Source organism: Micromonospora cabrerizensis, assembly GCF_022230955.1.
In the GTDB taxonomy this organism is placed as follows: Bacteria; Actinomycetota; Actinomycetes; order Mycobacteriales; family Micromonosporaceae; genus Micromonospora; species Micromonospora cabrerizensis.
On the sequence record NZ_JAKKFI010000056.1, the window covers coordinates 47,582 to 56,650 of the forward strand.

At 71.6% G+C, this 9,069-nt stretch carries 10 protein-coding genes; 6 read left to right on the forward strand and 4 right to left on the reverse strand.

The window, feature by feature from the left end; genetic code table 11:
• Window positions 1-32 precede the first annotated feature (32 nt).
• The gene (locus LADH09A_RS11920) at window positions 33-845 is read left to right on the forward strand and encodes a hypothetical protein (RefSeq protein WP_238644950.1); all 813 of its coding nucleotides are present in this window, start codon (window positions 33-35) and stop codon (window positions 843-845) included.
• A gap of 254 nt (window positions 846-1,099) precedes the next feature.
• On the opposite strand, the gene corA is transcribed toward LADH09A_RS11920, so the two are convergent.
• The 4 genes from corA to LADH09A_RS11940 form a co-directional block, all read right to left on the reverse strand.
• Entirely contained in the window at window positions 1,100-2,248 is a 1,149-nt protein-coding gene (gene corA / locus LADH09A_RS11925) for a magnesium/cobalt transporter CorA (RefSeq protein WP_238644951.1), read from the reverse strand.
• Window positions 2,249-2,626: 378 nt separating this feature from the next.
• Window positions 2,627-3,721 (reverse strand): aminotransferase-like domain-containing protein, encoded by a 1,095-nt coding sequence (locus LADH09A_RS11930; RefSeq protein ID WP_238644952.1) that lies wholly within the window; start codon window positions 3,719-3,721, stop codon window positions 2,627-2,629.
• 106 nt (window positions 3,722-3,827) lie between these two features.
• Window positions 3,828-4,286, reverse strand: coding sequence for an ester cyclase (locus tag LADH09A_RS11935; RefSeq protein ID WP_238644953.1), 459 nt, complete (start codon window positions 4,284-4,286; stop codon window positions 3,828-3,830).
• Window positions 4,287-4,391: 105 nt separating this feature from the next.
• A complete protein-coding gene (locus LADH09A_RS11940) occupies window positions 4,392-4,787 on the reverse strand; it encodes a CBS domain-containing protein (protein ID WP_238644954.1) in 396 nt (131 codons plus the stop codon).
• A 113-nt stretch (window positions 4,788-4,900) separates the two neighbouring features.
• Between LADH09A_RS11940 and LADH09A_RS11945 the strand changes: the two genes are divergently transcribed.
• From LADH09A_RS11945 to LADH09A_RS11965, 5 genes are all read left to right on the forward strand, one after another.
• Entirely contained in the window at window positions 4,901-5,350 is a 450-nt protein-coding gene (locus LADH09A_RS11945) for an NUDIX domain-containing protein (protein WP_238644955.1), read from the forward strand.
• Entirely contained in the window at window positions 5,347-6,114 is a 768-nt protein-coding gene (locus LADH09A_RS11950; protein ID WP_238644956.1) for a hypothetical protein, read from the forward strand. The genes LADH09A_RS11945 and LADH09A_RS11950 overlap by 4 nt, the downstream gene beginning before the upstream one ends.
• A gap of 79 nt (window positions 6,115-6,193) precedes the next feature.
• Window positions 6,194-6,925 carry a phosphocholine cytidylyltransferase family protein gene (locus LADH09A_RS11955; protein WP_179781432.1) on the forward strand — a complete coding sequence of 244 codons (732 nt, stop codon included), beginning with the start codon at window positions 6,194-6,196 and terminating at the stop codon, window positions 6,923-6,925.
• Window positions 6,913-7,980, forward strand: a complete 1,068-nt coding sequence (locus LADH09A_RS11960) for an iron-containing alcohol dehydrogenase family protein (RefSeq protein WP_238644957.1) — start codon at window positions 6,913-6,915, stop codon at window positions 7,978-7,980. Before LADH09A_RS11955 ends, LADH09A_RS11960 begins: the two co-directional genes overlap by 13 nt.
• The gene (locus LADH09A_RS11965) at window positions 7,955-8,677 is read left to right on the forward strand and encodes a CDP-alcohol phosphatidyltransferase family protein (RefSeq protein ID WP_238644958.1); all 723 of its coding nucleotides are present in this window, start codon (window positions 7,955-7,957) and stop codon (window positions 8,675-8,677) included. The genes LADH09A_RS11960 and LADH09A_RS11965 overlap by 26 nt, the downstream gene beginning before the upstream one ends.
• Window positions 8,678-9,069 lie beyond the last annotated feature (392 nt).

Genomic DNA, 9,069 nt, shown 5'->3' on the forward strand with positions numbered 1-9,069 from the left:
TCTGGCATCGCGGAGGCATCCGAAGGTGGAGGATGACGAAGGAACAACTCCCAGGAGGTAGGACCGTGTTTGGATTCGGGCGGCGTAAGTCCCAGGGGCAGCTGGCCAAGGCCGAGCTGAACCAGAGCATCAGCCACCTGATGCAGGCAGCGAACCACGCAGCCAAGGGCGCCGGCGCGACCGTCGGTCCGCGGGTCCAGGTGGCCCGGGGCTACGTGGCGCCGACTGCGGCGAAGGTACGCGACAGCGCGTCGACCGGCTGGGGGACGACACTCACCACGCTGGCACCGTTGGCCGCGGCGGCCCGTGACGGCGCCGCGCAGGCAGGGCCGCTGACCAGGAAGGCCAAGTCGAAGACCATGCGGATCACCGGTAAGAAGAAGCAGCCGCGACGTCGCGGCTCGATGATGACCGGCCTGTTGGCAGCGGGTGTCGTCGCTGGCGTCGCCGGCGCGGTCGCCATGCGCCGTCGCCGGGAGCAGCAGGAGTGGGCCGAGTACGACCCGACCCGCACCCTCGAGCCGATGCGCGACGAGGTCGACTCGATCGAGGTGCGCACGCCGGCCGCCACCAAGGGGACCGACGGGTCCGCGATGACCGGTGGGCCCGCGATGACCGGCGGGTCAGCCATGACCGGCGCGGCGGGGATGACGGGTGCCGGCAGCTCGGCGGTGGCCGGCGGCAGCAGCGCCAGCACCACCGGCACGGCCAAGCCGACCGGCGTCCGGCCGACCGACAAGGTCCCCTCGGTCGCCGAGGGTGCCACGGACGTCTCCGGCCGGCCGACCGACGACATCACCAAGGCACTGGGCAAGGACACGGCCCGCACCAACGGCCGTCGCTGACCCAGCGACACCGCACCGAGCGCCGGCGCAGCGGGGACACTCCCCGCTCGCCGGCGCTGTCGCGTGTCGGCGCTGTCGCTCGCTGGCGCTGTGTCGTGTCGGCGCTCGGCGCTCGGCTCCGGGCAAGATCGACTCGGCTTCCTTGAAACCGGGGCGTCCAGGTGTGCGTGATGCCCCGGTTTCACGAAAGCCGAGTGGATCACAGCGCAATGCGCCGGTCGGGCCGAGCAGTCGGGTGCTTCCGCCCCGCTCGGTCAGAGCCAGCCGTTGCGGCGGAACCAGCGGTAGAGGGCCAACGACACGCCGAGCATGAGGGCGAGCACCACCGGATAGCCGTACGTCATCTTCAGCTCGGGCATGTTGTCGAAGTTCATCCCGTAGATGCCGGCGATGGCGGTCCAGACCGCGGCGATGCCGGCCCAGGCGGCGATCTTGCGCATGTCGTTGTTCTGGTCGACGGTGACCTGGGCGAGCCTCGCCTGGAGGATCGAGTTCAGCAGGTCGTCATAGGAGTTCACCTGCTCCACGGTGCGGCTCAGGTGGTCCTGCACGTCTCGGAAGTAACGACGGATCTCCTTGGGTACGTCCCGGTTGACCTGGGAGGTCAGCGTCATCAGCGGCCGCTGCAACGGCACCACCGCCCGCTTGAACTCCACCAGTTCCCGCTTCATCTGGTAGATCCGCTGGATCCGCCCGTGGCCGTGCCGGTCGAAGACCTCGGCCTCCAGCACGTCCAGGTCGTCCTCGATCTGGTCGGCGACCTCCAGGTAGAGGTCGACCACCCGGTCGGTCACCCCGTACGCCACCGCCCACGGGCCCTGGAGCAGCAGTTCCTGCTTGGTCTCCAGGTCGGCCCGGATCGGGGCGAGCCGGCAGGCGTCGCCGTGCCGGACGCTGATCACGAAGTTCGGGCCGATGAAGAGCATCACCTGCCCGGTCTCCACGACCTCGGAGTTCTCGGTCAGCTCGGCGTGCTCGCAGTACCTCGCGGTACGCAGCACCAGGAAGACGACATCGCCGAACCGCTCCAGCTTGGGGCGCTGCTCGGCCTTGACGGCGTCCTCGACGGCAAGCTCGTGCAGACCGTAGGTCTCCGCGATGGCCGTCATCTCGGCCAGCTCCGGTTGGTGCAGACCGAGCCAGACGAAGCCGTGCTCCTCGCGGCGGGCCGCCGCCAGGGCGTCCGCGTACGTCCACTCGCCGGGTTGCCGCCTGCCGTCGACGTACAGCGCGCAGTCGACCACCGAGCTGCGGTCGGTGCCGGTCGGGGTCGGCACGGGCGGCGAGCCGTCCGCGTTGAGGATCCGGGTCATCGCCCGGACCGGGGACGGCCAGGCCCGGGGTCGCAACACCCGACCAGGGGTGGACGATGCCGTCCGGTCCCGCTCTGTCCGATCCGTCATCGCGTCACCTCCCACGCTCGGCTGCGGCTTGCAGGCTACGCCGACCACGGTCGATGACAGGTGTGACGGCGGTCGCCCGGGCCCGTTTCGCAAGGGGTGGCCGCACCGAGGCGGAGTCCGAGCGGCCAGACCTGTGGAACAGCCCTTGGGGTGGTGCCGGGTGGGCCGGGCCGCATCGGGGGGGTGCGGGGACGACACGGCCCACCCGGCACCGGTGGGGGCGGGAGGTTGTGCTGCCACGTCACCCGAGATCGGGCCGGGCGGTGATCTCCGCTACATCCGACGGGTGACGCTCGCAGCATTGTGGGCCGCCGGCCGCCCGGACGGGAGTCCCGGGACGGCCGGCATCGTCGTTCTGTCGGGAACCCGACAGTTGGCTCAGGCGCGGACCGCCTCGACGGCCGCCGCGAGACGACGGACACCCTCGTCGATCCGGTCGGCGGTCACCGCCGAGAAGGCCAACCGGAGGGCGTGCCGCCCACCGTCCAACACGAAGTCGCTGCCCTTGACCACGGCGACCCCACGCTCGGCGGCGGCCGGGGCGAGCCGGTCGACCAGCACGTCCTCCGGGAACTCCACCCAGAGGAAGTAACCGCCGTCGGGCTCCACGAAGCGCGCCTGCGGCAGGTGCCGGCGCAACGACTCGGCGAGCACCTGGGCCCGCTCGCCCAGCGCCGCCCGGACCGTCTCGATGGAACGGTCGATGTCACCGGAGACGCAGAACTGGTGCACGATCGCCTGCGACACCATGCCGGGCGAGATGTAGAGGCTGGTCGCGTTCTTGGCGATGTCGGCGATCAGGTCCGCCGGGCCGACCAGGTAACCGACCCGGACACCCGGGCAGACCGTCTTGGTGAAGCTCGACGCGTGCACCACCACGTTGCGGGTGTCCAACGAGAGCATCGACGGCAGCGCCTCACCACGGAAGCGGATGTCCGCGTACGGGTCGTCCTCGAAGATCGTGAACTCGTACTCGGCAGCGAGGTCGAGCAACTCCCGACGCTTCCCCTCCGACAGCGTCATGCCGGCCGGGTTCTGGTAGTTCGGGATCACGTGGGCGAGCCGGGGTCGGACCCCGGACTCCAGCAGCTTGCGCAGCTCGGCAGTGTCCAGGCCGTCCGGCTGGACGGAGATGCCGTGCAGCTCACTGCCCATCCGCTGGAGATTGAGCAGCGTCCGGTCGTACGTCGGGCGTTCCACCACCACCGCGTCGCCGGGGCGGACCAGGTGGTCGAAGAGGAACGCGTCGGCCTGGAGCGACCCGTTGGTGACCAGCACCTGGTCGGCTTCCACCCCGTGCTTCTCGGCGATCCACTTTCGCAGCGGGAGGTAGCCGACGGAGGTGCCGTACGCCGTGACCCCCGCAGGGTCGGCGTCGAAGGCGCGGACGGCGGCGGCCTTGAGCCCCTCGACATCGACGATGTCCAGCGAGGGAGCCCCACGGGCAAAGGAGATCAACTGCTCGGCGGTCATGGATGTTGAGCGTACGGGCGGCGGTGGGGGACGCGCGGACGGCACGGCGATGTCCGCATCCTGAGCCACCGGGACGGGTGACCCGACTCCACCGGTCGGCGACAGATCAGACCGGAAGTGCGAGCGCGTCGTGGTGCGCCGCCCGGGAAAGTCCCTCCAGCTGCACACCGAGCGCGTCGAGGAGCTGGCTCCAGTCGAAGTAGGAGCGCCAGGCGACGATCCGGCCCTTGCGGGCCCGGACCACGTCGGCCACCTCCCAGCTCACCGTCCGGCCGGTGGGCGCGACGGTGCCGTACGGCGAGTGCAGCGTGCCGGTGTGGGTGCCGGTCAGACGCAGCTCGACGGCGGCACCACCGCCGGTGCGGACCGCGCCCAGCGGGTCGATCCGCAGGTCCGGGAAGGCGCCCGTCCAGGTGCGCAGAAGTGCGGGCAGCTCGATCGGACGGACCGTCACGCCCGGCATGGCGTAGAACGCCTCCGGGGCGTAGAGATCCGGTAGACGGGCCACGTCCCGACGCAGGAGCATGGCGTACTGCTGCTCGACCAGCCGCTCCGCGTCGCGCATCGGGACCTCCCCCGCGAGCCACGGCATCTCCGCGCCCGCAGGAAATCCCTACCCGTCTATCCGGTCGGGCACACCTGCGCGCGCCGAGATTCTGGCCCCGCCCGGTCAGGTCGTGGCCACGGCGGCCTGATCTTCCGCCCACACCCGCATGATGTCCCGCACGGAGATCACCCCGGCCACCTCTCGACCGTCGAGCACCACCAGGTGCCGGAACCCACCCCGGGCCATCGCCGCGGCCGCCTCGGCCACCGTCCACTCCGGCCCGGCGTAGACCACGTCCCAGGTCAGGTGGGCACCGGTGCGTTCCACGTCACAGTCCAGACCAGCGCCGATGGCCTTCAACACGTCGCGTTCGGTCATGATCCCGACGCCCTCGGAGTCCGGGTCGATCACGACCGCCGACCCGACACCGCGGGCCGACATCATCCGGGCCGCCTGCCGGAGCGTGTGCTCCGGACCGACGACGAGGACCTGGCTGGACATCGCATCCCGTACCTGCATCACACATCACTCCCTTGGGACGGTGGCATCCGGTACGAACATGGTCGTCCGTTGATGTTTCCGGGACAAGACCGAGCCTCGGCGAGACATCAGGCGCTCGCTACTGTCGAACGGTGTCCACCGAGCCCCTGCGCTGCGCCGGCGCGCTGATCGTCGACCGCGACGGCCGCATCTTCTTCCAGCGCCGCTCGCCCCACCGACGCCTCTTCCCCAACTGCTGGGACATCGTCGGCGGCCACCTGGACCCCGGCGAGAACATCGACCAGGCACTACGCCGGGAGATCACCGAAGAGACCGGCTGGGTCCTCTCGCACGTCCTCGGCCAGGTGGGCGAGTACCGCTACGTCGGCGACGACGACCTGACGCGCATCGAGTACGACTTCCTGGTCCGCGTCGACGGCGACCTCGACCGCCCGAGGTTGGAGGCCGGCAAGCACACCGAGTACCGCTGGCTGGCCGAGGACGACGTGGCCCTGCTGGACGAGCACCGCGACGTCAACGACGGCCTGATCCGGCGGATCGCGGATGAGGGTTTCGCCCTCCTGCGGTCGATCGGTCAGTGAACACCGTCGAGCTGGCGCCGCACCGGTTCGCCGGGCTGCTCGCCCCGGCCGTGGACCGGGCCTTCCGCGCCGCCATGCTGGCCGGCCGCGACGGCGGAGGGGCCGTTCTGTCCCAACGGTACGGCGGAGTGGCGGCGACCGGCTTCCTGGTCGACCTGCGCACCCGGCTGGCCGCACCCGGTGGCAGGGTCGACGGGCCCGGGTTCGCGGCGATCACCCGCTACCAGGACCCGGTCGCCGTCCGGCGGACGGTGGACAAGCAGGTGGCGTACGGGATGCTCCACCGCGGCCCGGACGGCACACTCTCCGCCACCGAGCGGGGGGCGGCCTTCCTCACCGAGCTGTACCAGGTGCACGCCGAGGTCACCGAGGAACTGTGGGCCGGGCACGGCGAACGGGTGTCCCGGCTGGTGGCAGCCCTGGGCCGGCTACTGTCGTACGCCCTGGTGCTGGCCGACGAGGAGGGCGACCACGGCGGCTCCGCCTTCGCCGCGATGGCACCCCCGCACGAGCCGGACGGCACCCCGTCGGGTGTGCTGCTGCTCAACCGGCTCGGCACGCTGCGATACCACCGGGCCGACGCGCACGCCGCGGCCTGGACCGCCGCCGGGCACACCGCATCGAGCGTCGCCGCCCTGCCGGCCGGCCCCGAGCGGACCGCCATCGAGCTGGAGACCGACCGGCGGGCGGCCGGCCCGTACGCCGCTCTCGGCGCGGAGGAACGACTGACAATGCTCGCCGACCTGGCGGCGTTGCCCGGCTGACCCGGTTGACCAGAGCGGCCCGACCAACCGGCGCTATCCTCCAGCGATGACGGGGAGCAGGACGAGGGAGGATGTCGCGATGATCGGAATGGTGCTCGCGGCCGGAGCGGGACGCCGGCTGCGCCCGTACACCGACACCCTGCCCAAGGCGTTGGTGCCGGTGGACGGCGAGACCACGATCCTGGACATCGCGCTGGGCAACCTCGCCGAGGTCGGGCTCACCGACGTCGTGATCGTGGTCGGCTACGCGGCGGACGCGGTCCGGGAGCGGCAGGCCGACCTGGAGAAGCGGTACGGGGTCACGATCACCCTGGTGCACAACGACAAGGCCGAGGAGTGGAACAACGCCTACTCGCTCTGGCTGGCCCGGGAGTACTTCGCTCGCGGGGTCCTGCTGGTCAACGGGGACACCGTGCACCCGGTGAGCGTGGAGAAGACCCTGCTCGCCGAACGCGGGCCGGGCATCCTGCTCGCGGTGGACACCCTCAAGCCGCTGGCCGAAGAGGAGATGAAGACCACCTTCGACGCCGCCGGCCAGCTCACCCGGATCACCAAGCTGATGGACCCGGGCGAGGCGTACGGGGAGTACATCGGTGCCACGCTGATCGAGCCGCAGGTCGCCGACGCTCTCGCCGACGCGCTGGAGGCGACCTGGCGGCGGGACCCGAACCTCTACTACGAGGACGGCTACCAGGAGTTCTCCGACCGGGGCGGGGAGGTGCGGGCGGCGCCGATCGGCGACGTCCCGTGGGTCGAGGTCGACAACCACGCCGACCTGGCCCGCGCGCGGGAGATCGCGTGCCGCTACTAGCGCGGAGCATCCTGACCCCGCTGCACATCGACGTGCGGCGCGGGGCGGTCGCCGACCTGGGCGCGATCCTGGCCGACGGGCGGATCTCCGCCGGCGGTGACGTCGCGGTGGTGGTCGGCCCCGGCCAGGGTGCCCAGATCGCGGAGCTGATCCGACCGTCCCTGCGCTCGGCGGACGTCTTCACCGTCTCCGGCGGCACCCTGGACGCCGCCGACGACCTCGGCGGCAAGCTCCGCGCCCGGTCGTACGACGCGGTCGTCGGCATCGGCGGCGGCAAGACCATCGACGTGGCCAAGTACGCGGCGACCCGTCGGGGCCTCCCGATGGTGTCGGTGGCGACCAGCCTCGCCAACGACGGGATCGGCTCCCCGGTGTCCAGCCTCATCACCGACGGGATCAAGGGCTCCTACGGGGTGCACATCCCGATCGCGGTGATCGTCGACCTGGACTTCGTCGAGAGCGGCCCGGACCGGCACAACCGGGCCGGCATCGGCGACGTGATCAGCAACATCAGCGCGCTGGCCGACTGGGAACTGGCCCGCCGGGTACGCGGCGAGCCCGTCGACGGGCTGGCCGCGTCACTCTCGCGAGCGGGCGCCGAGGCGGTGCTCAACCACCCGGGCGACATGGCCGACGACGCCTTCGTCACCGTGCTGGCCGAGGCGCTGATCTCCAGTGGCCTGGCGATGGCGGTGTGCGGCACCAGTCGACCGTCCAGCGGCGGCTGCCACGAGATCATGCACGCGGTCGACTCGCTCTTCCCCGGCACCGCGTCACACGGCGAGCTGGCCGGGCTGGGCGCGCTGTTCTGCACCTGGCTGCGCGGGGACCTCCGCCGCTTCGGGGAGATGTCGGCCTGCCTCGCCCGGCACGGCCTGCCCCGGCTCCCCGCCGAGGTGGCGCTCACCGACGACCAGTTCGTGGAGGCGGTGCAGTTCGCGCCGCGTACCCGCCCGGACCGCTACACCATCCTGGAGCACCTGGCACTGTCGCCTACCGAGACGCGGGAGCGGCTGGCAGACTACGCCGGTGCAATCCGCGACCAGCTTGGCTGAGCCCCGTCCCACCGTCGCCGACTTCCACCGGGTGAACCGGGGCGGCGGCCTGTTCAGCGAGTCGATCAGCCAGTGGCTGGGTGCCGTCTTCGCGTTGGTCGCCCAGCGGCTCGGACTGCGCCCCACCGCGTTGACCATCGGCAACCTGGTGCTCGGGCTGGCCACCTCGGTCACCGTCGTGGCGCTCGCCGGCCCGGTCGCCGACGGCGACGTACCCGCCTGGGTGGTCGGCCTGCTCGCCCTGATCGGCTGGCAGGTGGCGTACTCCCTGGACTGCGCCGACGGGCAGCTGGCCCGGGTGACCGGCCAGGGCAGCGCGGCCGGGGCCCGGGTCGACGTGCTCTGCGACGTGGCCGCCCAGATCGCCCTGGTCGCCGCGCTCGCCGCGACCGCCGTGGCGCAGGAACCCGCCACCCCGACCTGGCTGGTGGCGACCTTCGCGGGCACCTGGATGGTCAACCTGGTCACCTCGGTGATGCAGGCCGGCCCGAACGCCGCCAGCATGGTCACCTCGACCTCGCTGCCGGTGCGCCTGGTGAAGCTGATCCGCGACTACGGCGCGGTGATCTTCGTGGCCGCCCTGGTGCTGGCCGTGGCACCCGCGCTGGTCCTCTGGGTGATTGTCGCCTTCACGATCGTCAACGGCGGCTTCCTGCTGGCCAGCATCGCCTTCTCGGCCCGCGCCTCCCTGCGCTGACCGCACCCACCCACCCACCCACCCGCACCCACCCACCCGCACGCGCCCCACCCACCCGCACGCGCCGCTCGCACCCACCCACCCGCACGCGCCGCTCGCACCCGCCACCCGCACGCGCCGCTCGCGGCAAGATCCGCCCAACTTCCCTGAAATTGCTGCCTCCGGCTCGCGGGAGACCCCAACTTCCCTGATGTTGCGCGGATCTTGCGGGAGGATCCGCCCGCCTGCTTCTGCGACGCGGCTGCGGCGCGGCGCGACCCCAAGATCGCGCTCGATCCAGGAAGTAGTGGTGTCCGGCCGCTTCGAGGCCACTAGATCCTGGATCGAGCACGATCTTGGCGAGGTTCCCCCCGCGACGGGTCCCCCCGGGGCGGCACGAGGCCGGCGCGGCA